This window comes from Allobosea sp. RCC_152_1, from assembly GCF_041360765.1.
GTDB lineage: Bacteria > Pseudomonadota > Alphaproteobacteria > Rhizobiales > Beijerinckiaceae > Allobosea > Allobosea spartocytisi.
Genome location: NZ_JBFUPU010000004.1, coordinates 74,481 through 101,460 on the forward strand (window position 1 = coordinate 74,481; position 26,980 = coordinate 101,460).

Annotated in this window: 21 protein-coding genes; 8 read left to right on the forward strand and 13 right to left on the reverse strand. The window is 68.5% G+C overall.

Annotation, left to right across the window (positions count from 1 at the left end):
* The 5 genes from AB6806_RS15120 to AB6806_RS15140 all read right to left on the reverse strand — a co-directional run bounded on the left by AB6806_RS15120 (position 1) and on the right by AB6806_RS15140 (position 5,117).
* Entirely contained in the window at positions 1-975 is a 975-nt protein-coding gene (locus tag AB6806_RS15120; RefSeq protein WP_142022229.1) for a LysR family transcriptional regulator, read from the reverse strand.
* A 50-nt stretch (positions 976-1,025) separates the two neighbouring features.
* A complete protein-coding gene (locus AB6806_RS15125) occupies positions 1,026-1,838 on the reverse strand; it encodes an ABC transporter permease (RefSeq protein ID WP_142022465.1) in 813 nt (270 codons plus the stop codon).
* Positions 1,838-2,674, reverse strand: coding sequence for an ABC transporter permease (locus tag AB6806_RS15130; RefSeq protein ID WP_142022230.1), 837 nt, complete (start codon positions 2,672-2,674; stop codon positions 1,838-1,840). Before AB6806_RS15130 ends, AB6806_RS15125 begins: the two co-directional genes overlap by 1 nt.
* A 188-nt stretch (positions 2,675-2,862) precedes the next feature.
* Positions 2,863-3,993, reverse strand: coding sequence for an ABC transporter substrate-binding protein (locus tag AB6806_RS15135; protein WP_142022231.1), 1,131 nt, complete (start codon positions 3,991-3,993; stop codon positions 2,863-2,865).
* A 14-nt stretch (positions 3,994-4,007) separates the two neighbouring features.
* Positions 4,008-5,117 carry an ABC transporter ATP-binding protein gene (locus tag AB6806_RS15140; RefSeq protein WP_465247224.1) on the reverse strand — a complete coding sequence of 370 codons (1,110 nt, stop codon included), beginning with the start codon at positions 5,115-5,117 and terminating at the stop codon, positions 4,008-4,010.
* A 129-nt stretch (positions 5,118-5,246) separates the two neighbouring features.
* On the opposite strand from AB6806_RS15140, the gene AB6806_RS15145 reads away from it, so the two are divergent.
* Positions 5,247-5,762, forward strand: coding sequence for a 2'-5' RNA ligase family protein (locus tag AB6806_RS15145; RefSeq protein WP_162737829.1), 516 nt, complete (start codon positions 5,247-5,249; stop codon positions 5,760-5,762).
* A gap of 42 nt (positions 5,763-5,804) precedes the next feature.
* On the opposite strand, the gene AB6806_RS15150 is transcribed toward AB6806_RS15145, so the two are convergent.
* Positions 5,805-7,604: a chloride channel protein gene (locus tag AB6806_RS15150; RefSeq protein WP_370954859.1), complete on the reverse strand. Its 1,800-nt coding sequence runs from the start codon at positions 7,602-7,604 to the stop codon at positions 5,805-5,807.
* Between the two features lie 303 nt (positions 7,605-7,907).
* Here AB6806_RS15150 and AB6806_RS15155 point away from each other — a divergent pair, with 303 nt between their 5' ends.
* Genes AB6806_RS15155 through AB6806_RS15165 form a run of 3 tightly spaced genes read left to right on the forward strand, consistent with a single transcriptional unit; the run spans position 7,908 to position 11,596 of the window.
* The gene (locus AB6806_RS15155) at positions 7,908-8,600 is read left to right on the forward strand and encodes a gluconate 2-dehydrogenase subunit 3 family protein (RefSeq protein ID WP_370954860.1); all 693 of its coding nucleotides are present in this window, start codon (positions 7,908-7,910) and stop codon (positions 8,598-8,600) included.
* Positions 8,601-8,615: 15 nt separating this feature from the next.
* Positions 8,616-10,379, forward strand: a complete 1,764-nt coding sequence (locus tag AB6806_RS15160) for a GMC family oxidoreductase (RefSeq protein WP_133565967.1) — start codon at positions 8,616-8,618, stop codon at positions 10,377-10,379.
* On the forward strand, positions 10,376-11,596 hold the full coding sequence (locus AB6806_RS15165) for a c-type cytochrome (protein WP_370954861.1): 1,221 nt from the start codon (positions 10,376-10,378) through the stop codon (positions 11,594-11,596). The genes AB6806_RS15160 and AB6806_RS15165 overlap by 4 nt, the downstream gene beginning before the upstream one ends.
* Before the next feature lie 161 nt (positions 11,597-11,757).
* Here AB6806_RS15165 and AB6806_RS15170 read toward each other — a convergent pair whose 3' ends face one another.
* Positions 11,758-12,216, reverse strand: a complete 459-nt coding sequence (locus AB6806_RS15170; protein ID WP_370955005.1) for an Lrp/AsnC family transcriptional regulator — start codon at positions 12,214-12,216, stop codon at positions 11,758-11,760.
* A gap of 121 nt (positions 12,217-12,337) precedes the next feature.
* Here AB6806_RS15170 and AB6806_RS15175 point away from each other — a divergent pair, with 121 nt between their 5' ends.
* The 3 genes from AB6806_RS15175 (at position 12,338) to AB6806_RS15185 (ending at position 15,457) form a co-directional block, all read left to right on the forward strand.
* Positions 12,338-13,525: a diaminopropionate ammonia-lyase gene (locus tag AB6806_RS15175; RefSeq protein WP_370954862.1), complete on the forward strand. Its 1,188-nt coding sequence runs from the start codon at positions 12,338-12,340 to the stop codon at positions 13,523-13,525.
* Positions 13,522-14,199, forward strand: a complete 678-nt coding sequence (locus tag AB6806_RS15180; RefSeq protein WP_370954863.1) for a glutathione S-transferase family protein — start codon at positions 13,522-13,524, stop codon at positions 14,197-14,199. Before AB6806_RS15175 ends, AB6806_RS15180 begins: the two co-directional genes overlap by 4 nt.
* A 61-nt stretch (positions 14,200-14,260) precedes the next feature.
* Positions 14,261-15,457: a multidrug effflux MFS transporter gene (locus AB6806_RS15185; RefSeq protein ID WP_142022237.1), complete on the forward strand. Its 1,197-nt coding sequence runs from the start codon at positions 14,261-14,263 to the stop codon at positions 15,455-15,457.
* 65 nt (positions 15,458-15,522) lie between these two features.
* On the opposite strand, the gene AB6806_RS15190 is transcribed toward AB6806_RS15185, so the two are convergent.
* Complete coding sequence (locus AB6806_RS15190; RefSeq protein WP_370954864.1) at positions 15,523-17,688, reverse strand: transglycosylase domain-containing protein; 2,166 nt, start codon at positions 17,686-17,688, stop codon at positions 15,523-15,525.
* 261 nt (positions 17,689-17,949) lie between these two features.
* Here AB6806_RS15190 and AB6806_RS15195 point away from each other — a divergent pair, with 261 nt between their 5' ends.
* Positions 17,950-18,339, forward strand: a complete 390-nt coding sequence (locus tag AB6806_RS15195) for a DoxX family protein (protein WP_113254438.1) — start codon at positions 17,950-17,952, stop codon at positions 18,337-18,339.
* 81 nt (positions 18,340-18,420) lie between these two features.
* Here AB6806_RS15195 and trxA read toward each other — a convergent pair whose 3' ends face one another.
* The 5 genes from trxA to AB6806_RS15220 all read right to left on the reverse strand — a co-directional run bounded on the left by trxA (position 18,421) and on the right by AB6806_RS15220 (position 26,845).
* Positions 18,421-18,741 (reverse strand): thioredoxin, encoded by a 321-nt coding sequence (gene trxA / locus AB6806_RS15200; RefSeq protein WP_038366779.1) that lies wholly within the window; start codon positions 18,739-18,741, stop codon positions 18,421-18,423.
* A 116-nt stretch (positions 18,742-18,857) separates the two neighbouring features.
* The gene (locus AB6806_RS15205) at positions 18,858-19,514 is read right to left on the reverse strand and encodes a DUF1345 domain-containing protein (protein ID WP_112763841.1); all 657 of its coding nucleotides are present in this window, start codon (positions 19,512-19,514) and stop codon (positions 18,858-18,860) included.
* Positions 19,511-23,008 (reverse strand): double-strand break repair helicase AddA, encoded by a 3,498-nt coding sequence (gene addA / locus AB6806_RS15210; protein WP_370954865.1) that lies wholly within the window; start codon positions 23,006-23,008, stop codon positions 19,511-19,513. Before addA ends, AB6806_RS15205 begins: the two co-directional genes overlap by 4 nt.
* On the reverse strand, positions 23,005-26,112 hold the full coding sequence (addB, locus tag AB6806_RS15215) for a double-strand break repair protein AddB (protein WP_370954866.1): 3,108 nt from the start codon (positions 26,110-26,112) through the stop codon (positions 23,005-23,007). Before addB ends, addA begins: the two co-directional genes overlap by 4 nt.
* Entirely contained in the window at positions 26,105-26,845 is a 741-nt protein-coding gene (locus AB6806_RS15220) for a nucleotidyltransferase family protein (RefSeq protein WP_370954867.1), read from the reverse strand. The genes addB and AB6806_RS15220 overlap by 8 nt, the downstream gene beginning before the upstream one ends.
* Positions 26,846-26,980: the final 135 nt, after the last annotated feature.

Genomic DNA, 26,980 nt, shown 5'->3' on the forward strand with positions numbered 1-26,980 from the left:
TCAGCCGCGGGGCTGGGGGAAAACCCGCAAGCCGTCGCCGATCCAGGGCGCGACCTCCCGCAATTCCGGCACGAGCTTGTCCTGGACGAGTGTGTGCAGGATGGCGGCGATCTCCTGGGGAATCGCGCCGAGCTCGCCCTTGCGGGCATAGAGATCGACCCGCCGCCGCAGGCTCAGCCCCGGCACCGGCAGCAGGCGCACGCCGGCCAGGCGCGAGCGGGCCTGCAGCGCCATCAGCGGCGTGGTGATGGCCCAGCCGAGGCCGGCCGCGACCATGGTCAGCACCGTCTCGGCGGTATCGCTCTCGACCTCGCGCGGGAAGTCGAGCCGCAGCCGGCTCAGCGCCTGCTCGACCTGCCGGCCCGTGCTGGTGCGCAGCGTGTAGCGGATCATGCTGCGGCCGGTCAGATCGGAAAGCTTGCCGACCTCCATGTCCCACTCGGCCGGCAAGGCCAGCGCGAAAGGCTCCGCCAGCAGCGGAATCGCCATCGCCGTCTCGACCTCCTGCAGAAAGTCGACGCCGACGATCATGTCGATCTGGCGGGCGTTGAACTGCTGCTCGCTGAGCTCGCGCGGATTGGCGATCAAGGCGCAGCGCGGAAAGCTCTTGCGCAATTCACGGATGAAATCCGGCCCCAGCGTCGTGCTGAGTGAATCGATCATCGCGATCCTGAGCGCCGGAATGGCGTCGCGGGCATTGAGGCGCACGGCGGTGTGGAGCTCATGCGCCTGCCGCAGCAACTCCTGCCCGCGCTCGGCCAGCAGTCGCCCGGCCATGGTGGCGCGGAGCGGGCGGATATCGCGGTCGATCAGCGGAACGCCCATCGCCTTCTCCAGCGCGGCGACGAGCTGCGAGGCGGCCGATTGCGTCAGGCCGAGCTGGCGGGCGCCCCTGGTCATGCTGCCCGTCTCGACGACGGCGCAGAAGACCGCGAGCTGGCGCAGGTCGAAGGCTAATCTCTGACCGCTCGTCATCGACAAGCGCTTACGCCCGCCGGAGACGCCGGACAATGGGCCGATGCCGTTCAGGCACCGACCTTGGCGAGGACATCGGCGCGCAGGAAGCGCTCGATGAACAGCATGAACAGCACCGAGGGCACCAGCAGGATCAGCGCCGTGATCGAGGCGACCTGATAATTGCCGCCCATCGCCGCGTTGTAGAGCAGCAGCGGCAGCGTCGTGACCTGCGGCACGCCGACGAAGAAAGTGCCGGTGAACTCGTCGAGCGATTCCAGGAAGACGAAGATGCCGCTCGCGATGATGCCGGGCGCGGCCAGCGGCAGCGTCACCGAGAAGAACGCCTTGAGCGGCGAGGCGCCGATATTGCGGGCCGCCAGTTCCAGGTCCCGGTCGACGGCGCCGAAGGCGGCCGCCGCGATCCAGACGGAATAGACGAGACCGTGGGCGGCATGGACCAGCACGACGGCGAAGACCGTGCCGTTGATGCCGAGCTGGTAGAAGATGCGGGCGACGTTGATGTAGATCGCGACCGAGGGAAACGCCTGCGGCAGCAGGAACAGGATCATGAAGAAGGCGCGCGCCGGCAGCTTCAATCGCGCTAGCGCGTAGCCGGCGGGAATCGAGAGCGCGAGCGCGACGATGACCGTCAGCACCGCGATCCAGACGGAGGTGCCGAGCGAAGCCATGGCGTCGCCGGTCGGCCGGAAGACCTGCTCCCAGTAGCGCGTGCCGTAGACGACCGGCAGCTTGTAGGGCGTGTACCAGCGCTCGGCGACCGACCAGAGCGCGAGGTTCGCGAGCGGGCCGATCAGCACGAAGGCGAAGGCGGCGAGCAGGAAGGCGGCGAGCGTCGCCCGCACGGTGGAAGCAAGGCGCATCATGGCGTGCCCTCCTTCGCCATGCCGCGCTTGAGATAGATGATCGCCGCCCCGGCCGAGATCAGATAGGTGATGACGCCGAGCGCGTTGGCCGTGGCGTAGTCGCCATAGGCATTGATGCGGAAGGCCATGTCGACGGTCAGCATGGTCGGCTGCGAGCCCGCCACCATCATCGGCACCGAGAGCACCGAGAGCATCGTCACGAAGGACAGGACCAGCGCGACGAGCAGCGTCGGCATCACCTGCGGCAAGGCGAGTTCGATCATCACGCGCAGACGCGAGGCGCCGAGATTGCGGCCAGCTTCGAGCGTGGCGCGGTCGATCGAGGCCAGCGCGCCTGCGAGCAGCAGCGCGACGAAGGGCGTCTGCTTCCAGACGAAGGTCGCGATGATGCCGCGCCAGTCGAGGAAGCTGATCGCCTGCAGCGGCTCCATCAGGCCCAGCGAGACAAAGGTGTTGTTCATCAGCCCGTTCTTGGCGAGGAAGGTGCGCATGCATTGCGCCGCGACGATGAAGGGGATGAAGAGCGGCCAGCGATAGAGCGCCTTCAGCGTGCCGACGATGTAAGGATTCTCGCCGAGCGTCAGCGTGCCGGCGATGACGATCGCGGCAATCGCGGTGAACAGGCAGGAGGCGAGCACGATGACGACGGTGAAGACGACGTCGCCGGAATAGAGCTCCCAGGCCTTGCCGAAGGCCTGCAGCGAGAAGCCCCCCTCCGGCCCGGTGAAGGCCGAGATCAGCGAGAAACTGAGCGGATAGATGAACAGCGCGGCCACGAGCGCGAGGCCGGGCGCGATCAGCAGCAAGGCGAGCTGGCGTTGGGAAAGGCTCATGGCGAGCGGCGCTCTCAGCGACGAATGGGTGGTGGGCATCCGGAACCGCGAGGTCATCCCGGACAAGCGGCGTCAGCCGCGCCGATCCGGGATCCATGCCTGAACCGTTCCGGCATGGATCCCGGGTCTTCGCTTCGCTCAGCCCGGGATGACGCGGTGTCTCCCCGCATCATCCCGTCGTAAGCAGATCAGTTCGCGACCTTCTTCTCGTAGCCCTCGAGGATGTCGTTGAAGTAGGGCGCGATCGGGAAGGGCTTGGCGTTCTGCGACAGATCGGCCGGGGTGATGTCGGTGAAGAGCTTGTCCCAGGCGGCCTTGTCGAGCTTGCCTTCGAGGTTCTTGGCGTCGATGCCCGGATACCAGTTGAACTTCTTGACGATGCCGTCGGCCTGGACCTGCGGCGAGGTGGCGAGCGCGATGAACTCCTCGGCCAGCTTCTTCTGAGCCGACTTCTCCGGGACCGAATAATACATCGGCTGGCCGGGCATGCCGGGCGAGGCGAGCTTCAGCTTCATGCTCGGCGGCAGCTTGCCGTCGGCCTGCCAGGAATAGAACATGTCGACCCAGACCGGGCCCATCGCGATCTCGCCGCGGTTGAGCATGTCGAGCGTGCCGGCATTGCCGGGAGTGATCACGGCGTTCTTGTTGAACTCCTTGAGCTCTCCGAAGGCGGCGTCCCACTTGGCTTTCTCGGCCGCGTCATAAGGGCCCTGGATCAGCTTGTTGGCGTCGCCGCCGAAGGCGTAGACCCAGCCGGCGACGAAAGCGACGCCGGACATGCCGCCCTTGATGCCGTTATAGCCGAACTGCTTCGGGTTCTTCTTCACCCACTCCTTCAGCTCGGTGAAGTTGGCGGGCGGGTTCTTCAGCATGTCGGCGTTGTAGGCGAGCGCCGTCTGCGACTGGAACATCGGCATGACATAGCCGGAGACGTCGGAGCCGAGCGAGTTCTTCGCCGTCTCGCTGGAAACGAGCTTCGAGGTGTCGACATTGGCCGTGTACTTGGCGAGCAGGCCTTCCTTGACCATCTGGCCGGCGGCCTTCTGGTGGATCACGACGACGTCGAAATCGGTCGTGGCCGAACCCTTCTGGGCGTCGAGCTTCTCGTAGATCTTCTGCGAGCCGGCATCGCCGGGGCCGGTGCCGACAGAGACGACCTTCACGCCCGGATGGCTCTTCTCGAACATCGGTCCGAGATAGTCCTTGACGTAGTCGACCATGTTCTGGTCGCCCGCGGAGGCGACGTTGAGGGTCTGCGCGGATAGCGGCGATGCCACAATCAGCGCAGCGAGTGAGCAGGCAAGCGTGATAATGCGCATGTGTCTGACTCCTGTCAGGCGGCAATCCCGGCCTCGGTCGCCGGGAAGATGTGAAGGCGCTGCAGCGGAATGCGCAGACCGACCTTCGTTCCGAGTTCGTGACGGCCGACATCGTCGACCGTGATCTGGCGGCCGGCGGCTTCCACCTTGTAGCGGTAGATGCCGCCGGGATAGGCGCGTGCGGCGATGGTGCCGGGGACGACGAGATCGCCCCCCGAAGCCGGCGCATCGAGGTTGCCCAGGCTTGCGACATCGTCGCGGAAATAGGCGAGCGCCTCGCCGGCCGGCAGTGCGGCGGCGGCTTCGCCGGCAAGCGTCGCGCGGGCGTCGCCGGCGACGATGGAAGCCTGTCCCTCGCCGCGCTCCACCTTGAGCGGCAGCACGTTCTCCGCGCCCATGAAATTGGCGACGAAGGCACTGGCCGGGCGGTCATAGACCTCCTCCGGCGTGCCGACCTGCGCGATATGGCCCGCCTGCATGATCACCAGCCGGTCGGCCATGGTCATGGCCTCCTCGCGATCATGGGTGACATGGACGGCGGTGAGGCCGAGCCGCTGCTGGATGGCCCTGATCTCATGGCGCATCGTCATGCGGATCTTGGCGTCGAGATTGGAAAGCGGCTCGTCGAGCAGCAGGATGCCGGGGTCGATCGCGAGCGCACGGCCCAGCGCGACGCGCTGGCGCTGGCCGCCCGACAGCGCCGTGACCTTGCGCTCCTCGTAGCCGGACAAGCCGAGGAAACTCAGCACCTCGGCGACCCGGGCGGCGATCTCCGCCTTCGACTTGCCGCGCAGCTTGAGGCCGTAGCCGATGTTCTGCAGCACAGTCATATGCGGCCAGAGCGCATAGGATTGGAAGACCATCGCCATGCCCCGCTTCTCAGGCGGCAGGCCGGCGATATCCTTGCCGCCGACGACGATGGAGCCGGCCTCGACCGGAACGAAGCCGGAGAGGGAGCGCAACAGCGTGGTCTTGCCGCAGCCGGAGGAGCCGAGCAGCGCCGTGAAGCTGCCGGGCGCGAAGTCGAGATCGATGCCGTGCAGCACCCGCGTGCCGCTATAGGCGACCTCGAGACCGCGCACGCTGATCGCCGCGCCGCTGCCGGTTTTGGGCTGCGTTTCCACCTGCAAGACAGCTACTCCCTGGCCCTTCCCCGGCCGCCGGCGAACTGGAATATTTCTTCCATTGCCGATCCTTTTGAAATAAATGTTACGCACGGGGCGCAGTCTATGCAAGAGCTTTGTGAAACTTGGATGACAGCTAAAATTCATTCCCTCTGGCTTCTGCCGGCCGCCGATGACGAGGCGATGATGGCGGCTCTCGTCGGCGAATTATCGGGCCGTTTCGGCACGCCCGTCTTCGCCCCGCATCTGACACTGCGCGGCGACACGCCGACGCCCCCTGCCGCCCTGGAGCGCGCGGTGGCGGAGGCCGCGGCGACGGTCGAAGCCTTTGCGGAACCGGTCGCCGTCGTCGAGGGAAGCGACGCCTTCTTCCGCTCATTCTACGCGCGTTTCGCGGTCTCGTCGCCGCTGGCGAAGCTCAAGCGCGCGCTCGATCCAGACGGCCTCGGGAGCTTCATGCCGCATGTCTCGCTGCTCTACGGCCCGGTCGAGGCAGCGGCGAAGGCCGAAGCCATCCGGGAGGTGAATGCGCGGCTCGCCGGACGCAGCATCCGCTTCGACCGGATCGGCGTCGTCACCTCGGGGCAGGATGTCCCGATCGCGGAATGGCGGGTGGTCGCGCAGGCAAGCCTGCGCTCGGCCTGAGCCGGCGGCTTCTCAGATCATCGGCGGAAAAGGGAAGGCAGGCTACTCGCCCGTCAGCTCGCGATTGCGGCGGCTGACCTCCTCGCTGTAGCGCTTGATCGCATGCGCCTCGCTGAGGATGCCGACGAGGCGCCGGCTCTCGCAATCGGCGACGACCGGCAGCGCCTCGCTCTCCGCCTCGTCGAACAGCTTCAGCGTGTCGCGCACCGACATGTTGGCGAGGAGCATCTTGTCGCCGTTGCGCAGGAGATGGCGCACGGTGCGCGGCGCCGGCTCGGCCGCGGCCTGCTCGTCGAGCGCGGGGTCGGGCTCGTAGAGCGCGCCCGGCGGGATCATGCCGGCATAGGCGTCGTTCTGGCCGACGGCGACGAGATAATTGATCGAGCCGGGCGGATATTTCAGCCGGGCCTCGGCGATCGGCGCGTCCGCCTCGATCTTCGGCACTTCGAGACGCATCATGCTGCCGGCCGTGAGATCGCGGATCCAGCCGACGTCATAGGCGCCGCGGATGCTTTCGCCGCGCAGATGGAAGCGCCAGGTCGCGAAGGAGTAGCCGAAGAGCCGGCGCGTCACCAGCGAGGCGGCGCCAGCCGCGCCCATCACCGCCAAGGTGAGCTTGAGATTGCCCGTCATCTCCAGCGCCAGGAGCGCCATCGTCATCGGCCCGCCGACGATCGAGACGGCAAGCGAGCTCATCCCCACCAGCGCGAACAAGGTCTCGTGGCCGACGAGATTGGGGAAGAACGGGGTGAGCAGGCCGATGAAGAGTCGGCCGGTCAGGACCCCGAGCAGCAGCGAGGCGAAGAACAGGCCGCCGCGGAAGCCGGAGCCGATCGAAACCGAAGAGGCCAGCGCCTTGGCGACCAGCACCAGCGCCAGCAGGCCGAGGCTCGCATCCATGCCGAGATAGAGGTTGATGGCGCCGTGACCGGCCGAGAAGACCGACGGAATCCAGATAGCCAGCGCGCCGACGACGAGCCCGCCGAAGGCCGGGCGCAGATAGGTCGGGATGCGCGAGCGGCGGAAGGCCGCCTCGACGAAGGCGGCGGCGCGCATCACGACGATGCCGACGAGGCCGCAGGCCGAGCCGAGCAGGACGACCAGCGGCAGGTCCGAGATGGTGATCGAGCCAATCGCCGGCACCTCGACCGAGAGCAGGGCCGGCGAGAGCAGATCATGCGTGACGGTCGCCATGAAGGTCGCGGCCATGACCGGCACGAAGACCGCGATCGAATAGCTGCCGAGGATGAGCTCGAAGGCGTAGAAGGCGCCGGTCAGCGGCGCGTCGAAGGCGGCGCCGATCGCACCGCCGGCAGCGCAGCCGACGATGAGCCGCATATCCGCCCGGCGCAGGCGCAACCGGCGTCCGATATGGGAGGCGAGCCCGCTGGCGGCCTGCGTGTAGCCGGCTTCAAGCCCGACCGAGGCGCCGGAACCGCTCGAGCCGATAGTCTGGAGCGCGACGATGATGCTGTCGCGCATCGACATGCGCCCGCCATGCAGCGCGTTGGCCTCGATCGGGTCGACCGGCTGGCTGCGACGGCGGAAGAAGAACCAGGAGGCGAAACCGACGACGAGGCCGCCGGCCACCGGCCCGGCAATGGCCCGCCAGGGCGGAATGCCGCTCGCGATCGAAAGCCGCTGGCCGCTGGCGATGCCGAAGATCAGCTCGTGCAGGAACTGCGTCGCCAGCGACATCGCGACGACGACGATGCCGGCCAGGACGCCAACCACCGACGCCAGGACGACGATCCCGATTTCGCTGGACCGGATGAGCGCGCGCAGGCCCTGCGGCGTATCGGGAGACGAGGTGTCGGGAGGGGTGGCTTTGACGGTGATCAAGGCAGCGGCCCGTGAGGCGGGTTTGCGTTGGCCGGCGGTCGCATATTGCCGTGGCGATAACAAGGGCCGGGCGGTCGCCCGATGCGATCATCATGCTTTCGGGTGAAGTGGTTTCAAAAAGATGTCCGTTTGTATGCCCTCGACGCATGACGGCCGCGCTCGATGCGCGGTTGATTGTCATCGTTCCAAAGTGAAGTTTCGGCGATGTGGTCCGCGGCGCTTCGCCGCAGAAGACCAGCCCAGCGAGGCCCATCTATGCCGTCCCTCTCTCCCAGTCGGCGCCAGTTTCTTTCCTCCACCAGTATGTTGCTGCTGATCGCCTCGGCTCCCGGGGCGCGCGCCGCGGAGCATTCCGGTTCGCTGCCGTGGAAGCCCTTCGCGGCCCTGCCTCCCACGACGCTGCCCGGCGGGCGCTGGTACGTCTTCTCCCCGGAGGAAGCCCGCACCGTCGAGGCGATCGTCGACCGATTGATCCCGGCCGACGAGCTCAGCATCGGCGGCAGGGAGGCCGGCTGCGCAGGCTTCATCGACCGTCAGCTCGCCGGCAGCTACGGCTCCTCGGAACGACTCTACACGCAAGGCCCCTTTGCCGCCGGGCTGCCGACGCAGGGCTATCAGGGCAGCGCGGCGCCGACCCGGCGCTATCGGGAAGGGCTCGACGCACTCAACAAGCACACAAGGGCGAATTTCGGCGGCAAAGCATTCTTCGATCTCGGCGCCGCCGAGCAGGACCAGGTGCTGAAGGACTTCGAGACCGGCAAGGTCGACTACAAGCCCGCCGCCGGCTTCTTCAACCTCGTGCTGCAGAACACGATGGAAGGCTTCTTCGCCGACCCGATCTATGGCGGCAACAAGGATATGGCGGGCTGGAAGTTCATCGGCTTCCCCGGCGCCCGCTACGATTATCGCGACTACATCACGGCCCATAACCAGCCCTTCCCCCTGCCGCCGCTGTCGATCGCGGGCCGGCCGGAGTGGAAGACGGGCGACAAGTAAGCGGGAAGCTGACAGATGGCACGCAAACTCCCCCGCAAGGATGTCGTCATCGTCGGGCTCGGCTGGACCGGCTCGATCCTGGCGCATGAGCTGACGGATGCCGGCCTCGACGTCGTCGCGATCGAGCGCGGCCCCTGGCGCGACACCGCGACCGACTTCAACGTTGCCTACGCCCCCGACGAATTGCGCTATGCCGTGCGCAAGGACCTGTTCCTGCAGCCGGCGCAGGAAGCGATGACGATGCGCAACAACGTCACGCAGACGGCGCTGCCGATGCGCGACTACGGCTCCTTCCTGCCCGGCACCGGCGTCGGCGGCGCGGGCACGCACTGGAACGGCCATACCTGGCGCTTCTTTCCGAGCGATTTCACGCTCAAGACGCATCTGACCGAGCGCTACGGCGCGGACAGGCTCTCCGAGCTTCAGATCCAGGACTGGGGCGTGAGCTATGACGAGCTCGAAAGCGCCTTCGACCGCTTCGAATATCTCGCCGGCATTTCCGGCAAGGCCGGAAACCTCAACGGCACGATCCAGCCGGGCGGCAACCCCTTCGAGGGACCGCGCAAGCGCGAATACCCGCTGCCGGCGATGCAGATGACCTATGCGCCGACGCTGTTCGCGGAAGCCGCGCGGTCCAGGGGGCTGCACCCCTTCCCGACGCCCTCGGCCAACCTGTCCAAGGCCTATGTCAACCCGCTCGGCATCGCCATGGGGCAATGCACCGCCTGCGGCTTCTGCGAGCGCTTCGGCTGCGCCAATTATTCGAAGTCGAGCGCGCATACGACCGTGCTGCCCGTCCTGATGCGCAAGTCGAATTTCGAAGCGCGCACCGAATGCGAGGTGCTCAAGATCAACCTGGCGCCCGACGGCAAGACCGCGACGGGCGTCACCTATATCGACGTCAACGGCGAAACTTTCGAGCAGCCGGCCGATATCGTGCTGCTCAACGCCTACGGGCTGCACAATGTCCGGCTGATGCTGCTCTCGGGCATCGGCAAGCCCTACGATCCCGCGACCGGCGAAGGCGTGGTCGGGCGCAACTACTGCTACCAGACCAATGCCTCGGCGCAGGTCTTCTTCGAGGGCAAGTCGATGAACCCGTTCATCGCGGCCGGCGCGCTCGGCCAGACGGTGGACGACTACAATGGTGATGCCTTCGACCATGGCGCGCTGAACTTCGTCGGCGGCGCCGGCATCAACTGCATCCCGACGAATGGCCGCCCGATCCAGTATCGGCCCGTGCCGCCCGGCACGCCGCGCTGGGGCTCGGCCTGGAAGAAGGCGACCAAGCAGTATTACAACAACACCCTGACCTTCTCGTCGCAGGGCTCCTCCTATGCGACGCGCGGCAACTATCTCGACCTCGATCCGACTTACAAGGACCGCTTCGGCCGGCCGCTGCTGCGCGTCACCTTCGACTTCCCGGACAACGACATCCGCATGTCGAATTGGGTGAGCGACCGGATGCAGGAGATCGCCACCGCGCTCGGCGGCAAGCAGGCGGTCGTCGGCAAGCAGCAGAAGGGCTGGAACTCCGTGCCCTATCAGAGCACGCACAACACCGGCGGCGCGATCATGGGCACGGACCCGAGGACCAGCGCGGTCAACCGGCACCTGCAGAGCTGGGACGTACCGAACGTCTTCGCCATCGGCGCCTCGGCCTTCCCGCAGAACGCCGGCAAGAACCCGACCGGGCCGGTCGGCGCGCTTGCCTTCTGGGCCGCGGATTCGATCCGCAACCACTATCTGAAAAACCCCGGCAAGCTGGTGGAAGCATGAAGAAGGCAGCGCTCCTCGCCGGCCTCGCGGCCGCCACGCTCTTCGGGGCGAAAGTCCTCGCCTCCGACCTGTTCGACCGCATCAATGCCGGCCGCTACCAGGCGATCCTGGCCGATTGCGCGGCCTGCCACACCAAGCCCGGCGGCAAGCCCTTCGCCGGAGGCGCGCCGCTGCAGACACCCTTCGGCGCGCTGGTGCCGTCCAACATCACGCCCGACCTCGAGACCGGCATCGGAAGCTGGACCTACGCGGATTTCCGCAGCGCGGTGAAGACCGGCGTCGGCAAGGACGGCAAGCGTCTCTATCCGGCGATGCCCTACCCGGCCTATGCGACGATGAAGGATTCCGACGTCGCCGATCTCTGGGCCTATTTCCAGAAGGTCGAGCCGGTCTCGAACCGCGTCGTCTCGAACCAGCTCCCCTTCCCGTTCAATATCCGGGCCGCGATGATCGGCTGGAACCTCCTCAACTTCTCGCCGAAGGAGTTCCAGGCCGACGCCAGCAAATCGGCCGAGTGGAACCGGGGCGCCTATCTGGTCAACGGCGCCGGCCATTGCGGCACCTGCCATACGCCCAAGAGCCTGACCGGCGCCGACAAGGGCGACGAATTCCTGCGCGGCGGCAATCTGCAGAGCTGGTTTGCGCCGAACATCACCAGCGATCCGCATAAGGGCATCGGAAGCTGGTCGAGCGACGACATCGTCGCCTATCTCAAGACCGGAGCGAACCGCTTCGATATCGCGTCGGGCCCGATGGCCGAGGCCATCAATCACTCGACGCGCCTGTGGGACGACGCCGACCTCACAGCCGTCGCGACCTATCTCAAGGACGTCAAGGGCGACGGCGCGCCCGCACCCACCCCGGTCGCGGTGACCGATGCCGCCATGACCGCGGGCAAGGCGATCTATCTCGACCGCTGCTCGGCCTGCCACATCTCCTCCGGCGCGGGCCAGCCCTCTCTGTTCCCGACGCTGGCCAAGACTCCGACGGTCAACGGCACCGACCCGACATCGCTGATCCGCGTCGTGCTGGAAGGCAGCCAGGCGGCCAGCACCGCCGCCAAGCCGACGACGCCGGCGATGCCCTCCTTCGGCTGGAACCTCAGCGACGCCGATGTCGCCAATGTCCTGACCTATGTCCGCAACAGCTGGGGCAATGCGGCTCCGCCCGTGACAGCCGGACAGGTCAAGGATTTGCGGGCAGCGCTGACGCGATAGGGACCGCGCGGGATTTCCTCGCGCGCTCATCCCGGGCGGAGCGCAGCGCAGACCCGGGATCCATGCCTGAACTTCAGCGGATTCGCTCCGGCATGGATCCCGGATCGGCGCCGCCGGAGGCGGCTTGTCCGGGATGACCGGCGACGGCTCGAGGGCGATACCTAGACCGGGACAGTCAACCCGGTCTTGACCCGGTCCATGGCTACGAATGAGCGGAACTTGCGGATATTGGGGTTGGCGAAGAAGAGTCGGCGGGTCAGCGCCTCATAGGCCGCCATGCTCGGCACCAGCACGACCAGCATGAAGTCGACCTCGCCGGTGACGTAGTAGCATTGCTGCACCTCCGGCGCGGCGAGGAAGGCGGTCTTGGCGGCGTCGATGTCGACGGCCGTTTCGCTGACGAGCTCGATCTCGACGAAGAGCGTGATCGGATGACCGAGCGCGGCGGGATCGACCACCGCGACATTGGCCCGGATGATCCCTTGAGCCTCCATGCGGCGGATGCGGCGCTGCACCGCCGGCGCCGAGAGATGGACCTGCTCGCCGATCACCCGCTGCGGCGTGGTGTTGTCCTGCTGGAGGATGGCGAGGATCGCGCGGTCGAAAGCGTCGAGTTGCATATCCGGCTCGGGCACGCCCTGCTCCGCGAAATAAACTTGCATCCGAAGAGCTGGATTGCAGCACCTTTTTCGCCTGCGTTGCAATATCCATTCGCTATCCGGTGGAATGGCGAGGCGATCTATGTTCCTGCTCAACACGCATCACGACTATGGACGCGATCTCGACCCGGCCGATGTCGCGATGCTCGGGCCGTCTGGGGCGCAAGCCATCGCGCGGCATCTCGCCCAGCGCGCCGGCCATGCGCCGACGCCGCTCCATGCCCTGCCCGGGCTCGCAGCAGCGCTGGGAATCGGCGGGCTGTTCATCAAGGATGAAGGCCGGCGCCTCGGGCTCGGCAGCTTCAAGGCGCTGGGGGGCGCCTATGCGGTGATCCGGCTCGCGCTGGAGGAAGCGTCGGCCAGGCTCGGCCGGAACCTGGGCGACGTCGATATCGACGACCCCGCCATGCGGGCGGTCGCCGCCGGCATGACCTTCGCCTGCGCCACCGACGGCAATCACGGGCGCTCGGTCGCTCAGGGCGCGCAGCTCATCGGGGCCAAGGCCGTGATCTTCGTGCATGGCGGCGTCAGCGAGGAGCGCGTCGCGGCGATCGCACGCTTCGGTGCGCAGATGGTGCGGGTCGCCGGTACCTATGACGATTCGGTCGTCGAAGCCGCGCGCGTCGCGGCCGAGCAGGGCTGGACCGTCGTTTCGGATACCTCCTGGGACGGCTATGAGCGCATTCCGGGCCTGGTGATGCAGGGCTATACGGCCATCGCGAGCGAGGCCTTCGCTCAGCTCCCGGAGCGTCCGACACATGTCTTCGTGCAGGCCGGCGTCGGCGGCATCGCAGCCGCGCTAGCGGCACAGATGCAGACGCAGTTCGGCGCCAACCGCCCGTTCTTCACCGTGGTCGAGCCGGAACTCGCCGCTTGCGTCTTCGCGGCCGCGCAGCAGGGCCGCCCGGTCAAGATCGCCCATGGCGCCCCGACGGTGATGGCGATGCTCGAATGCTACGATCCCTCGCCCCTGGCGCTGCGCGTGCTCTACCGCGCCGCCGACGCCTTCCTCACGGCAGCGGATTCCGATGCCGTGGAGGCGATGAACCGGCTCGCCCGCCCGGTCGCGGGCGATCCCGCGATCGTCGCCGGCGAAAGCGGCGCGGCAGGGCTTGCGGGACTGCTGGCGGCGCTGCGCAATCCCGATACGCGCGCGGCGCTGAAGCTCGACGGGACCTCGCGCGTCTTCCTCGTCAACACCGAGGGCGCGACCGACCCGGCGCGCTATGCCGAGCTGGTCGGGCTTTCGCCCGGCGCGGTGGCGCCATGACCGTGCCGTCGGCGAGCACCGGCGCGCGCCTGCCGCTCTATTCGCAGAGCCACTCACCCTATGCCCGCAAGGTCATCGTCTTCGCCCATGAGGCGGGGCTCGCCGAACGGCTCGCGGTGATCGACCATGAGACCAGCCCGACCAACCGGAACAACGCCGTCTTCGCGGTCAACCCACTCGGCAAGGTGCCGGTTCTGATCACGCCGGAAGTTGGCGCGATCTTCGATTCGCTGGTGATCTGCGACTATCTCGACCGGCTTCATGCCGGCCGGCGGCTGATCCCGCCCGGCGGGCCGACGCGCTGGGAGGCGCTGCGTCTGCACGCCATCGCGCAGGGCCTCTGCGATGCCGGCATCGCGCTGCGCTGGGAGACCGAGCGCCGCCCCGCGCATCTGCGCCATCCGCCGCTGGCCGAGGGGCAGGCCGCCAAGCTCGTCGAATCCTACGACCTCATCGAGCGGCAGAATGGACTCGAAGGGCCCGTGCATCTCGGCCATGTCGCACTGGCGACCGCGCTCGCCTGGCTGGAATTCCGCGCGCTGCCGGATTTCCGCACCGGCCGCCCCCGGCTGACCCAGTGGTACGAGGCTTTTTCCGAGCGCCCGTCGATGCGGGCGACGGACTATTCTGGTGAGACGCAGGATGCTCCGCCGGCCACGACCATTGCCGGATGACCGGCTGACGTCGTAGCAGGGGCGCGCGGCCCGCGATCCGGCCGTGTGCCGGAGACCCGCGATGAAGCTTCGTCCCGATACGCTGGCGATGACGGCCGTCCTCGCCATGCTGACGGCGCTGGGTCCGCTCTCGACCGATTTCTACCTGCCCTCGCTGCCCGACATCGTGCGCGTGATGGGGACCGACGTCGCCGGCGCGCAGGCGACGCTCTCCTCCTTCCTCTTCGGCTTCGCCGCCGGGCAGATCCTGTGGGGGCCGCTCTCGGACCGGCTCGGCCGCAAGCCCGTCCTGCTCGCCGGGCTCGGCCTCTTCACCGTGGCGACGCTGGCCTGTGCCTTCTCGCCCTCGATCGAGGCCTTGACCGCGGCGCGGGCCCTGCAGGCGCTCGGCGCCTCCGGGCCGATCGTGCTCGGCCGCGCCATGGTGCGCGACCTCTACGAGGGCGCGCGTGCCGGCAAGGAACTGGCCCGGATGGGCATGATCATGGGGCTGGTGCCGGCGGTGGCACCCGTCATCGGCGGCGTGCTGCAGGTCGCCTTCGGCTGGCGCTCGACCTTCATCGCCTCGCTCGTCTTCGCGCTCGGGCTGGCGGCGGTGATCGTCACCGTGATGCCGGAGACGCTGCGCAAGCGCTCCCCGCAGCCGCTCTCGCTCGTCACGATCTTCAAAGGCTTCGGCACTTTGCTGGAGAACCGCGCCTTCCGCGTCTATGTCGCGCTGACGGCGCTGGCCTATGCCGGGCTCTTCGCCTTCATCTCCGGCTCTTCCTTCGTGCTGACCGGCGTCTACGGGCTGACGCCGGTGCAATACGGGCTTTCCTTCTCTTTCGGCGTCGTCGGCTTCATTGGCGGCACCATTCTGGCGCAGCGGCTCGTCGGGTCGCGCGGCATGGACGGGATCATCGGGCTCGGCGTGCTCTGCCTGGCGCTCGGCGGGCTGATGATGCTGGGCGCCGTCGCGACGGGCGCGGGCGGGGCCTTCGGGGTGGTGCTGTCCTGGGCGGTCTATGCCTGCGGTGTCGGGCTCACCATGCCGCAGGCGCAGGCCTCGGCGATGATGCCGTTTCCGGACCGTGCCGGCGCGGCCTCGTCGTTCAACGGGCTGTGCCAGATGCTGCTCTCGGCCTGCGTCGGGCTGCTCGTCGGCCACCTGCTGAAGGGGGCGGCGCTGCCCCTGCCGCTGGTGATGTCGGCGCTCGGCGTCGCGGCCTTCGTGCTGTTCAAGCTCAGCGGCCGGGTCAGGGCCGCGAAACACTGAAGGGGGGCTCTAGGCGTCACGCATCGGCTTGCTCCGAAAAGTGCACTCCACTTTTCGGACCGATGCTAGCCCCCGAACAGCCGCTCCAGGAAGTTCTTCTCCTGCGGCGGTGGCGGCACCCAGGCGCGGTCGCCCTCGAGCGGCATCGGGCCGCCCTGTTGCGGCGCGGCCTGGGCGATCGGCGCCTCCACCGGCGTCGGCGCGCCCTGCCAGAAGCCGCCGGGCAGCGGGATCGGCTGCGCACCGGCATGGGCCAGCTTCATGTACTTGCCCCAGATCTCGCCGGGCAGGCCGCTGCCGGTGACGCGCTTCATCTTCGAATTGTCGTCGTTGCCGACCCAGACGGCGGTGACGAGCTTGGCCGTGAAGCCGACGAACCAGGCGTCGCCGTAATCCTGCGTCGTGCCCGACTTGCCGCCGACCTCCCAGCCCGGAATGTTGAATTTGCTGCCGGTGCCGCCATTCATGACGCCATTGAACATCGTGTCCATCATCGCCAGCGGCTGCGGCTGGATGACGGGGCCGAAGCTGTTGGCCTTGCGGGCATAGACGACCTTGCCGCTGGTCTGGCGGACCTCGCGGATGACATAGGGCAGCACCGACTGGCCGCCATTGGCGAAGGTGGCATAGGCCGCCGTCATCTCGAGCGGCGTCACCTCGGAGGTGCCGAGCGCCAGCGACATATTGGGTTGGAGCGCCGAGCTGATGCCGAGGCGCTGGGCCGTGCGGACCACCTCCTTGGGCGTGACCTCCTGGATCAGCCGGGCGGCGACCGTGTTGAGCGAATGCTGCATCGCGGTCCGCAGCGTCACCGGGCCGCGATAGGTCCGCGAATAGTTCTCCGGCTCCCAGCCCTTGATCGAGACCGGGGCATCGTCGCGGATCGTGTCGGGGGTGAGCCCCTTCTCCATCGCCGTCAGATAGACGAAGGGCTTGAAGGAGGAGCCCGGCTGGCGGCGCGCCGCGGTCGCGCGGTTGAACTGGCTCTTGGTGTAGTCGCGCCCGCCGATCAGCGCGCGGATGGCACCATCGGGCGCGAGCGAGACGACCGCGCCCTGCGAGGCATGCAGCTTGGCGCCCTGCGCCGAGAGCGCATCGACGAGGATGGTCTCGGCTGAGCCCTGCAGCTTGGTGTCGATCGTGGTCAGCACGGTGACGTCGCCCTCGACCGCGCCGATGAAGTCGTCGAGCACGTCCATGACATAGTCGGCGGCATAGTTGACCGAGCCCGCGCCGGTGCGTTCGGGCACTTCGGCCGGGGCGGTCATCGCGGTCTTGGCCGCGTCCTGCGAGATGAAGCCCTGATCGGCCATGGCAGCGATGACGAGCTGCGCCCGCTTCTCGGCCAGATCGGGGTTGCGGTTCGGCGCCAGCCGCGACGGCGCCTGGACGAGGCCGGCCAGCATCGCCGCCTCGGCGATCGTCACCGAGCGGGCCGATTTGTTGAAATAGCGCTGCGCCGCCGCCTCGACGCCATAGGCGCCGGAGCCGAAATAGACGCGGTTCAGATAGAGCTCGAGGATCTGGTCCTTGCTGTAGGTGCGCTCCAGCCAGAGCGCCAGGATCGCTTCCTGGATCTTGCGGGCGGCGGTGCGCTCCTGCGTCAGGAAGAGGTTCTTGGCGAGCTGCTGGGTCAGCGTCGAGCCGCCCTGCACGCCGTTGCGGCCGCGCAGATTGTTGACCACGGCGCGGGAGATGCCGACCGGATCGACACCGAAATGGTCGTAGAAGCGCTTGTCCTCGATGGCGACGAAGGCTTTCGGCAGATAAGGCGGTATCTCGCCCAGCGTGACGGTGCGCCCGCCCGTCTCACCACGATTGGCGAGCAGCGAGCCGTCGGCGGCGAGGATCGCGATGTTCGGCGGCCGGCGCGGCACGGTGAGCTGATCGATCGGCGGCAATTGCGAGGCGTAATAGGCCACGGCGCCGCCGACGCCGATGACGCACCAGAGGCCGAGCACCATCGTCCAGTAGATCAGCCCGCCGAAGAGGGAACGCCGCCGGCGCCTGCCGCGTTTCTTACCGCCACCACCACCGCCGCTGCCATTGCGCTTGTCGCGGCGTGGCGGATTGCGCAGTTGGCGCTCAGGCTCGGGCCGGGCCGGAGCCCGCTGGAATCGTGTCGGGCGATCGTCTGGAGAAAGGCGCATGTCACCGTCGTCGCGGCTTTCGCCGCGCCCAGAATCAAAGGAGGGCTCGCGCCGCTCGCCTCGTGAAAGCCGGTCGTTCATCCTGTCCCGTTCGGCCGCTAGCCCGCCCTTCAAGGCGGTCAGGCCAATCAGAATTCAAACATGGCGCTTTTAAGGGTTCGTAAAGCGTGCAGTGCGGCAAGGATAACACAGTCGTCGCGGGAACGTGATTATTTTGCAAATGCGCAAACGAGGATGAGCCCGTTCGGGATGTTGCGCAAAGTCGGAAGCCCTGCCTAAAAGCCGAGCAGGAAACGCGCAGGAACCCGCCGCCCACCACCGCTTCTTCGACAGAGGATCCAGATGACTTCCCTCAATCGCTATGCGCCTCATATGCTCGGCCTGCTGCGTATCGTCACCGCGCTGATCTTCATCGTGCACGGCGCGCAGAAGCTCTTCGGCTTCCCGGCCCCTCCCGGCCCCAGCCTGCCTGCGGTCTTCACGCTCTACTGGTTCGCGGGCGTGCTCGAATTCGTCGGCGGCCTGCTTGTGCTGGTCGGTTTCCAGACCCGGATCGTCGCCTTCATCCTCTCCGGCCAGATGGCCGTCGCCTACTGGATGGCGCATGCGCCGAAGAGCCTCTATCCGGCCCTGAACGGCGGCGATGCGGCGATCCTCTACTGCTTCGTCTTCCTCTACTTCGTCTTCGCCGGCGCCGGTGCCTTCGCGATCGACAAGGACAGCCGCGCCTGAAGCCGCTGTAGCCCCCCGAATCGAAAAGGCCCGCCTCCTCACGGAAGCGGGCCTTTTTTGATGCGATCGTTGAAAAGCGGATCAGACGGCCGCGGAGATCCAGCGCGAGAGATCGCTCTTGGGAGCGGCACCGACCTTCTGCGAGGCGAGCTTGCCGTCCTTGAACAGCATCAGCGTCGGGATCGAGCGGATGCCGAACTGGGCCGGGATCTGCTGATTCTCGTCGACATTCATCTTGACGATCTTGACCTTGCCGTTGAGCTCGGTCGCGATCTCCTCGAGCGCCGGGCCGATCATGCGGCAGGGGCCGCACCATTCCGCCCAGAAATCCACAACCACCGGCTCGGAGGACTTGAGGACATCGGCCTCGAAGCTCTGGTCGGTTACCTTGCTCGTTGCCATGACTGGCCGCCTTTCGGTTTCAGTGGGAGGCAATGCCACCCTTCGCAGCGAAGCTATGAACGACCGCCCCTTCGGTCAAGACGCGTGCATCGCAGGGCAGAGGCGAGGCTGACGCGTCACGATCCCCCCGAAACCAGGCTTGCCCCGACATTGATCGCCATCGCCAGGATCGACGTGTTGAAGATGAAGGTCAGGACTGAGTGCAGCAGCACGACGGCCCGCGCCTCGCGCGTGGTCACGCCGACATCGGAGGTCTGCGAGGTGCAGCCGATCGTGTAGGAGAAATACAGGAAATCGATATAGTCCGGGTCGCCCTTGCCCGGAAAGCCGAGGCAAGGCGTGGTCTTGCCGCCGCGATAATAGATGCTGGCATAGTGCAGGGCGAAGAACGCATGCAGCAGCGTCCACGAACACAGGATCGTGGCCCCGCCGAGCGCCAGATGCAGGCCGCGATCCGGCGCCGGCACCGCCCCGATGCCGGTGAGCTGAAGCACGATGGCGACCAGGCTCGCGCTCGCCGCCAGGCAGGCGATGATGAGAATCGCGAAGGCGCCCTCGTCCTGCCGCTCGGCCCGCGCCCGGATTTCATCGACGCTCTCGGTGAACATGGTCGAGGCGAGCAGAACGAGATAGAGGACCGTGCCAACATCCCAGGCGATCAGCAATCGCGTCGCCCAGCGCCAGTCGCCGGGCAGCAGGACGGTGAGCCCGGCGCCCGCGGCCAATGCCACCAGAAGTCGTGGACGCAGGAGCAGCGACGGCAGGAGTTTCATGGGCGGGATCCAGCAGGGAACTCGACCGTAGCGTCCGGCGCCGCCCCGGCCAAGGTCGCGAGCGCCGCCGAGAGACGCTCTGCGGAAAACTCGAAGCAGGCGAGGTTCGCCGTATAGACCACCAGCGCCCGCACCTGCCGGCCGGGATAGATATCCGCCAGCAGCGCGGCATAGGCCGCGAGCTGGGCCAGCGTGCCGGCCGGAATCGCCTCGATGTCGCGCGGCGGGTTCGCCGTCGTCTTGAAATCGGCGACGATCACGCTGTCGGGCGTTATCGCCAGCCGGTCGATCCGGCCCGACACGGCCCGCTCGATCCCGCCCGGAAGCCGGATCATGCCGGCGACCGGAACCTCCGCCAGCGCCCCCTCGGTGAAGAGCGCAGCGAGGTCGGGCACCGCCAGCAGGCGCAAGGCGTCGGCGGCGAGACGGGCGCGGCGCTCGGGCGGCAGCGCGCCGCCGCGCGCCTGCGCCAGCGCTTCGGCCGTTGCGGCGCGGCGCTCGGCCGGGACATCGGGCAGGAGCTGGAGCAGGAGATGCGCCAGCCGGCCGGCCGCAGCGGCCTCGGCCAGGAACGGCCCGTCGCCCGGACGCTCCTCGCGATCGGCGGCGGCGAGCGCGCCGGACGGCTTCAGCGGCGGGGCCGGCTCGGCCTCCCGCACGACCGGGCGCGCCAGCCAATCGGGGGGCGCAAGCCCTGCCGGAGCGGGGGTCGGTTCGGGCTCATCCTCCGGGGGCGCCGGCGGCGTCACGGTGAAGCGCAGGATCGCCTCATCCCCCTCCCCGATCTCGCGCAGGCCGGCCTCGGAGGCTGCGAGCCCCTCGGCGATCATCGCGTACCAGCTTCCCTCCGGCGCCTCGCCCTTGGCTTGCGCGGCACAGACGATCAGCCGGTCCTCGGCGCGGGTCATCGCGACATAGAGCAGGCGGTGATGCTCCTCGACCATCTGCGCCACCACGATCGCCTTGGCGCCGGCGGTCGCAGCGATGTCCTCGGCGCTTGCCGGCGGCCAGATCGGCACAAGTGAGCCGCCCGGTGCCGGAACGGCCATGATCTTCGGCAGGCGCTTGGCGCCGGGCTCGGGACCGAGATCGGCGAGGATGACGATCTTCGCCTCCAGCCCCTTCGAGCCGTGCACGGTCATGACGCGCACCTCGCCGGCGCTGGCCGAGAGGTCGCGCTTCACATCGGCGGCGCTGCCGCTGACATGCTGGAGGAAGCCCGCGAGCGAGGGGCCGTAGCGCCGCTCATGGTCGAGCGCGGCATTGAGGAAGGCATCGAGCGCGTCGCCGGCCTCGGCGCCCAGTCGCGCCAGAGCGAGACTGCGCCCGCCACCGGGGCCGAGCAGATCGGCGAAGAAGCGGAACGGGCCGCAGCGCCCGGCCTCACGGGTCCAGTGGATCAGCTTCGCTTCCGCCGCGGCATAGCGCGGCTCGGTTCCGGCGGCCTCCTGCAAGGCGGCGCGCAAGGAACCCTTGCGGCCGGGGGCGAGGCGCAGGAGATCGTCGTCGTTCAGATCGATCAGCGGCGTCTTGAGCGCGGTCGCCAGAGTGAGGTCGTCATCCGGCAGCAGCAAAGCGCGGCCGAGCACGACGAGATCCTCCACCGCCGGATGCTCGGCCAGCGTCAGCCGGTCGCGGCCCGCGACGGGAACGTCGGCGTCCTTCAGCGCCTTGACGATCGCCTCGAACAGCGCGCCGCGCTGGCGCAGCAGGATCATCACGTCGCCGGCCTTGAACGGATTGCCGCGATCGTCGCGGCGGTCGCGATGCCAGCGCTGCAAGGTGCGGGCGATGCGTTCGGCGAGCTTGACCGTGCCGCTGCGGCGCTCGGGCGCGTCGACCGGCGTCGTCCAGGCATCGGGCGGCTCGCCGGTATCGTTGGCGGCGAGCGGCCAGATATCGACCGTGCCGGGCGCACTGCGGCGCACGGTGTCGTGCGTTTCCGGCCGCGCCGCGCCGTCGAAGACGAGTCCGCGCGCATGCCCGGGCAGGGCGAAGACGGCATCGACCGCCTGCATGATGTCCGGCGCCGAGCGGAAGGAGGTGTTGAGGCTGATCGCCTCGAAATCCAGCTGCGCGGCCTCGATCCGCCTTTCCAATGCGCGCCTCTCTTCACCGAAGGCTGCGGGCGCGGCTCCCTGGAAGCCATAGATCGACTGTTTCTCGTCGCCGACGACGAAGATGGTGCGCGGCTTCGCCCTGAGGTCGCCGCCGCTGGTGAACTCCTCGGCGAGCTTGCGCAGGATCGCCCATTGCGCCTCGCCGGTGTCCTGCGCCTCGTCGAGCAGGATGTGGTCGATGCCGGCGTCGAGCTTGTAGAGCACCCAGGCGGCCTCGACCCGCTCCAGCAGCGAGCGCGTCCGCGCGATCAGGTCGTCATAGTCGAGCAGCGAGCGCAGGCTTTTCTGGCGTTGGTAGGAAGCCAGCATGCGCGTCACCAGCAAGGCGAGCGCCGCGCTGCGGTCGCGGATGGCGATCGCGTTCAGCCGGTCGGACGCCGTCAGCAGACAATCCGCCAGCGCCTCGAGCGTCGCAAGCAGGGCGCCGTCGAAGGCGGAGTTGCCCCGCCCGCGCACATTGCTGTTGATCGCCCCTTCCGCGGTGATGAAGCCGCGCCGGCAAAAGGCGACAGGGTCGCCATCATCCTGCCCGGCGAGCAGCGCGCGCAAGGTCGCGGCGAAATCCTGCCGGGTCTTGCTGCCGGCGGCGAGCGCCTCGATCAGCGCCTGCAGGCCGGACAGCGCGGTGAATTCCGAGCGAAAAGCGGCCTTGACCGTATCGGCTGTGAGATCGGGCGCGATGCCGAGGAAGGCGGCGATGCCGGCGCGCATCTCCTGCGGATCACGGGCACGGCCGTTCGCATCGCTGAACAAAGCGCGCTGGCGCAGCGCCTCCTGTACCATGCTCTCGAATGAGTCCTGCGCCGCGAGCCGCGCCAGCAGGTCGAGCGCCGTCGCCTCCGGCCCCTGCGGGTTGGCCGCGACGAGCGCGAGCAATTCGCGACGCGCCTCGCGCAGCATCTGCGCCTGGGCGAGATCATCCGCGACCTCGAAGCGCGGCGGCACGTTCGCCTCGAAAGGCGCCGCCTGGAGCACGCGGGTGCAGAAGGCGTGGATCGTCTCGATCCGTAAGCCGCCCGGCGTCTCCAGCGATTCCGCGAAAAGGCGGCGCGCCTTGGCCTGCTCGGCCATGGTCGGCGTACCGCCGGTCAGTCGCGTCAGCTCCCGGCGCAAGGCTTCCGGGTCGAGCGTCGCCCAGTTGCCGAGCGCCTTGAAGATGCGGTTCGCCATGTTGGCGGCCGCCGCCTTGGTATAGGTGATGCACAGCATCCGGCCGGGCGGGACGCCGTCGAGCAGCAGGCGCAGCACCCGGTTGACCAGCACATGGGTCTTGCCGGAGCCGGCATTGGCCGAGACCCAGGCGGAGAGGCCGGGATCGGCGGCCCGCGCCTGCCTCTGATTGGTCAGCGGCGGAACGATCCAGCCCGGCTTCATGGTTCGCCCCCTTCGTCTCCGCCGGGAGCGGCCGACCATTCCTTGACCCGGGCGAGATGATCGTAGGGGCTGGCGTAGCGGATATAGTCCGGCGCGCGGCGCGAGACATAGGCCTCGCGGCCGGAGCGCAGCGCATCGAGATGCTTCAGCAGGTTGTCGAGGTGCCGGGCTGCGACATCCGCCAGCGGCTCGCCGTCGAAATCGAGCGGCTTGTCCTTGGCCCAGCCCTTCGGATCGTGATGCAGCTTCATGTAGAGCAGGCCTGAGACCGGCGTCGGGCCGGCCAACCCCTTGAAGCCGGTCCGGGCGGCAAGTTCGGCTTCGAGCGTGAGCTGGGGGGCGAAGCCCTTTTCCACCTGCGCCTTGCTCGGCGGTGCGCCGGTCTTGAAATCGACGATGCGCAGGCTCGGCTCGCGGGTCAATTCGATGCGGTCGGCGCGGCCATGCAGGCGGAACTCGCTGCCATCGGCCAGCGTAAAGCTCGCGCCGGTGCCGAGTTCGACCCCGATGCGGGCGATCTCGCCGCGGCGGCGCTCCTCCCAGCGGACGAAGTGGCCTGCCATCAGCAGGAAGCGCGGCCACCAGAAGGCGCGCACCTCGGGCACGTCGTCATAAGCCTGGAACAGGCGATTGCCGATGGCGACGACCTGCCCCAAGGCATCGGCGGGCAATTGCTCGGGATAGGTCTTGGTGAAGTCCTCGACGATGCCGTGCAGCAGCTTGCCGCGATCCTGCGCGGTCGGGTCCTCGATCAGTTGATCGAGCGCATCGAGCTTCAGGATCTTGCGGGCATGGATCTGATAGGGGTCGCGATAGAGCGTCTCGACTTCGGTGACGCTGAGCGAGAGCGGCTGCCATTCGCGCGGCGGGCGCGGCGCCGGGCGCGCCACCGGCTTCGCAGCCGCCGGCGCGCTGAGCAGGGCAGCGAAGCCGCGCAACCGATCGCCTCGCTCAAGCGCGGCTTTCCAGACCTCCGTCGGCGCCACCGCCTGCAGGCGCTGCCAGAAGCGCGAGGCGATGGTTTCCGCCTCCCCCGCCTTGCGCGGGCGCGTCAGCGTGACGGTCGGCGCCATCAGCGCCTGGATGAAGTCATGCGCCGTCTGGCCGATGCGGCGCTCCGGCGGCGTCAGGCCGAGCTCGGCGCGCATCGGGCGGTTGATGAAGGAATCGGTCGTGGTCTGCGGCGGCCAGACCGTCTCGTTCAGCCCACCCAGCACGATATGGTCGGCTTCGAGCAGGCGCGCCTCGAGCAAGCCCCAGATGGCGACGCGCGGATGGCCCGGCGCCTTGCGCGCGACTGCGCGCTCGCCCAGCAAGCCGTCGAGGATCGCGATGAAATCCTGGGCCCGGCCGCCCGGCGGCATCACGGTTTCGGCAGCAACCAGCTCGTCGAACAGCCCGGAGAGCGCCTCGCCATCCGGCCCGACAAAAGCGAGCGGTTGACCGGCTTCGCCCGCACTGAAGGCGGTGACGGCCTCGCGGGCCGCCCGAACCACGCGGGCAAGCGACGGCTCTTCGAGAAACAAGGCTTCGAGCAGGGGCGCGCTCGCCCGTTCGACGGCGTGCAGCAGCGCGGCCGCAGCGGCACGATCCTCCGCCGTCAGCCGCGCCTGCGGGCCGGGCACGTGCCGGTCCTTGCGCAATTCGTCCCATTGGTCGAGCGCGACATTGAGCCCGGCGAGCCCCTTGCCGACCGCATTGCCGCGCCAGGTGCCGATCTCCAGCGCCGCCGCGCCACGCGCGACCGCCTCGCGGCTCAAGCCCAACCGACAGAGCGGGTGGGCGAGCAAGGGCACCAGCGTCGCCGGCGTCATCTGCGCCAGCGCCGCCTCCAGGATCTGCCGCAGCAGCGCGCCTGCGGGCCAGCGGCCGAGCGGCAGGCCGGCGGAATCGTCGACCTCGACGCCCCAGCGCCTCAGCTCGACCGCGACGCGCTCGGCAAGGCCTCGGTCCGGCGTCACCAGTGCCGCATGGCTCCCCGGCTGCTCCAATGTCTCGCGCAGCGCCAGCGCCACGGCCAGCGCCTCCTCGCGCTCATCCGCCGCCTCGACGATGCGTAGGCCATCGAAGGCGGCCTCGGCCATATCCTGCGGCACGCGCCGGCCGAGATCGGACCAGAGCTCGGTGACCGAGGCAGGCGACGTCGCCTCACGTACGAGGTCGGCACGGGCGCTGCGGGCGGCATCGGGCACGGCGAGCTCGCGCACATCGGCGCGCGTTGCCTGAAGCACCTCCATCAGGCGGTGCAGCGCGGCTTGCGGGTGGGACGGCGCGGGCTCGGCCTCGATCGCCGTCCAGCTCCGCTCGTCGAGCCCGAGGTCGATGCCGGGCAGCACTACGGCCCCGTTCGGCAGCCGGGCGATGGCCGCGAGCAGTTCCGCCGTCGCGGGCACGGTGCCGGTCGAACCGGCGGCGATGATCGGCCCCTTCGCTTCGCCGGCGAGAAGCCGCTCGCGTTCGGCCGCCAGCATCCGGTTGCGGAAATCGGCGGGATCGCAAGCGTCCAGTTCGGCAAGGATCTGCGGCCAGGCCTCGCCGAGAATGCCGAGGAAGCCGGCATTGAGCTGCCAGACCTTGTCGAAGCGCGCGGCATCGAGCTTACCCAGCCGTTCGACAGGCACGCCCTCGGTCTGCATCTGGTCGAGCAGGGCAGCGAGATCACCGGCCAGCCCATAGGCCTCGGCCAGCGTCGCCGGCACCAATGACGGCTCGGACGGGTCGAGCCGGAGATGGCTGCGATTGGCGCTGCGGCCCCAGGCATCGACCAGCCTGGTCAGCAGCATGCGGCGCATCAGCGGCTCGATCGGCGCGATGCGCCCGCCCGCCCAGGCGCCGGAGCCGATCAACGCCGTCTCGGCCTCGTCGACATCGCCGAGCGGGACGATGCGGGGCAGGAGCAACGGCCTGCCGCCGAGCCTGCCCGCCAGGATCGCGGTGAAGGCGCGGGCGGCGCGGCGCGTCGGCAGATAGAGCGTCGCGCGCGCCATGGCGGCGGGATCGGCCGGGTCGTAGACCGGGCCGAAGCGGCCCTCGACCATCGCCCCGGCCAGCACCTCCAGAAACGGCGCGCCGGCCGGGATGCTGAACAGGTTGAGCTCAGGCATCGACAGGCTGGGCGGCGAGCGCGGCCTCGGCCGGCGCGATCGCGTCGGGCGTGCCGACATGGAGCCAGCGGCCTTCCAGCACCTCGCCGAAGAGGCGGCCCTGCGCGATGGCACGGTCGAAGAGCAGGTTGAGCGAGAACGGACCGTCGGGCGTGTCGGCAAAGAGCCCGGGCTTCAGAATGGCGACGCCGGCATAGACCCATGGCGCGCGCGCGGCCGAACCACGGCGTGTCAGGCGCCCGTCCGCGCCGCGGAAGAAGTCGCCCGCACCGTCGAAGCCGAGACTGGTTTCGAGATCGGCGAGCAGCAGCAGGATGTCCATGCGCTCCGGGTCCCAGCTCCGCGCCATCGCCGGGAGCGCCGGCCGGCCCGTCTCGCGCCAGAGCGCGTCGGAATTGGTGTGGAAGAACGGCGTCGTGCCGAACAGGGGCAGCGCCTTCTTCACGCCGCCGCCGGTCTCGAGCAATTCGGCGCGCTCGTCGGAGATGGTGATGCGGGGCCATTGCCGGGCTGCGAGATGGGCCTCGACCTGGCACGCAAGGTGATGGACGTTGACCACCGCGTCCTCGACCCCCGCATCGGCCAGCCGGTCGAGCATATGGTCCAGCATGGCTCGCCCGCCGATCCTCACCAGCGGCTTCGGCAGCGTATCGGTGATCGGGCGCATGCGCTGGCCGAGCCCGGCCGCAAGCACCATGGCCCGGCGGATCGGCGGCGTAGCGGGTTTGGTCACGCGAATCTCTCCCTGTTCGTCGACCGAAGCTAGCAGACAAGGCCGCGGACCACACCGTCCCTGCCGCGGGTCCCGGCCAGGCGGCGCTCGCTCCTGCCGGCACCGCGGAACCATGCCGGCCATGCGCGGCGCGGG

What these genes read in the sequence shown, in the direction of transcription:
- AB6806_RS15120 (WP_142022229.1), bottom strand. Translation starts at nt 975, where the DNA reads ATGACGAGCGGTCAGAGATTAGCCTTCGACCTGCGCCAGCTCGCGGTC.
- AB6806_RS15125 (WP_142022465.1), bottom strand. Translation starts at nt 1,838, where the DNA reads ATGCGCCTTGCTTCCACCGTGCGGGCGACGCTCGCCGCCTTCCTGCTC.
- AB6806_RS15130 (WP_142022230.1), bottom strand. Translation starts at nt 2,674, where the DNA reads ATGAGCCTTTCCCAACGCCAGCTCGCCTTGCTGCTGATCGCGCCCGGC.
- AB6806_RS15135 (WP_142022231.1), bottom strand. Translation starts at nt 3,993, where the DNA reads ATGCGCATTATCACGCTTGCCTGCTCACTCGCTGCGCTGATTGTGGCA.
- AB6806_RS15145 (WP_162737829.1), top strand. Translation starts at nt 5,247, where the DNA reads ATGACAGCTAAAATTCATTCCCTCTGGCTTCTGCCGGCCGCCGATGAC.
- AB6806_RS15155 (WP_370954860.1), top strand. Translation starts at nt 7,908, where the DNA reads ATGTTGCTGCTGATCGCCTCGGCTCCCGGGGCGCGCGCCGCGGAGCAT.
- AB6806_RS15160 (WP_133565967.1), top strand. Translation starts at nt 8,616, where the DNA reads ATGGCACGCAAACTCCCCCGCAAGGATGTCGTCATCGTCGGGCTCGGC.
- AB6806_RS15165 (WP_370954861.1), top strand. Translation starts at nt 10,376, where the DNA reads ATGAAGAAGGCAGCGCTCCTCGCCGGCCTCGCGGCCGCCACGCTCTTC.
- AB6806_RS15170 (WP_370955005.1), bottom strand. Translation starts at nt 12,216, where the DNA reads ATGCAACTCGACGCTTTCGACCGCGCGATCCTCGCCATCCTCCAGCAG.
- AB6806_RS15175 (WP_370954862.1), top strand. Translation starts at nt 12,338, where the DNA reads ATGTTCCTGCTCAACACGCATCACGACTATGGACGCGATCTCGACCCG.
- AB6806_RS15180 (WP_370954863.1), top strand. Translation starts at nt 13,522, where the DNA reads ATGACCGTGCCGTCGGCGAGCACCGGCGCGCGCCTGCCGCTCTATTCG.
- AB6806_RS15185 (WP_142022237.1), top strand. Translation starts at nt 14,261, where the DNA reads ATGAAGCTTCGTCCCGATACGCTGGCGATGACGGCCGTCCTCGCCATG.
- AB6806_RS15190 (WP_370954864.1), bottom strand. Translation starts at nt 17,688, where the DNA reads ATGAACGACCGGCTTTCACGAGGCGAGCGGCGCGAGCCCTCCTTTGAT.
- AB6806_RS15195 (WP_113254438.1), top strand. Translation starts at nt 17,950, where the DNA reads ATGACTTCCCTCAATCGCTATGCGCCTCATATGCTCGGCCTGCTGCGT.
- trxA (WP_038366779.1), bottom strand. Translation starts at nt 18,741, where the DNA reads ATGGCAACGAGCAAGGTAACCGACCAGAGCTTCGAGGCCGATGTCCTC.
- AB6806_RS15205 (WP_112763841.1), bottom strand. Translation starts at nt 19,514, where the DNA reads ATGAAACTCCTGCCGTCGCTGCTCCTGCGTCCACGACTTCTGGTGGCA.
- addA (WP_370954865.1), bottom strand. Translation starts at nt 23,008, where the DNA reads ATGAAGCCGGGCTGGATCGTTCCGCCGCTGACCAATCAGAGGCAGGCG.
- addB (WP_370954866.1), bottom strand. Translation starts at nt 26,112, where the DNA reads ATGCCTGAGCTCAACCTGTTCAGCATCCCGGCCGGCGCGCCGTTTCTG.